General features: G+C 44.4%; 1 protein-coding gene. It reads right to left on the bottom strand.

Annotated elements, in window-relative coordinates; genetic code table 11:
* A partial coding sequence (locus ACE01R_RS17870) for an EF-Tu/IF-2/RF-3 family GTPase (protein ID WP_395552816.1) occupies window positions 1-656 on the bottom strand: 656 nt, incomplete at both ends.

Here is a 656-nt window from a genome sequence, read left to right as displayed (position 1 = left end):
GCGCCAGTTACGTCAGTTGTACGGAAGTAGAACTGTGGACGGTAACCGTTAAGGAATGGAGTGTGACGACCACCTTCTTCTTTAGAAAGTACGTATACTTCTGCATCGAATTTAGTGTGCGGCTTGATTGTACCTGGTTTAGCAAGTACTTGACCACGTTGAACGTCTTCACGTTTAGTACCACGTAGAAGAACACCACAGTTCTCGCCTGCACGACCTTCGTCAAGCAATTTACGGAACATTTCTACGCCAGTTACAGTTGTTTTAACTGTGTCTTTGATACCAACGATTTCAACTTCTTCGCCTACTTTCACGATACCAGATTCAACACGGCCAGTTACTACTGTACCACGACCTGAAATTGAAAAAACGTCTTCGATTGGCATCAAGAATGCTTTGTCGATTGCACGTTCTGGTTCTGGAATGTAAGTGTCAAGCGCTTCAACAAGAGCAAGAACTGAAGATTCGCCATATTGACCAGCATCACCGTTAAGCGCAGCAAGAGCTGAACCACGGATAACAGGAGTGTCATCACCTGGGAAGTCATAAGTAGAAAGAAGTTCACGAACTTCCATTTCAACTAGCTCAAGAAGCTCTTCGTCGTCTACAAGGTCACATTTGTTCAAGAACACAAGGATGTAAGGTACACCTACTTG

Origin of the sequence: Acinetobacter sp. BSP-28, from assembly GCF_044130285.1 — a bacterium.
Lineage (GTDB): Bacteria > Pseudomonadota > Gammaproteobacteria > Pseudomonadales > Moraxellaceae > Acinetobacter.
Note: the sequence above shows the minus strand (reverse complement) of the source record. Positions and strands in the feature narration are given on the sequence as shown.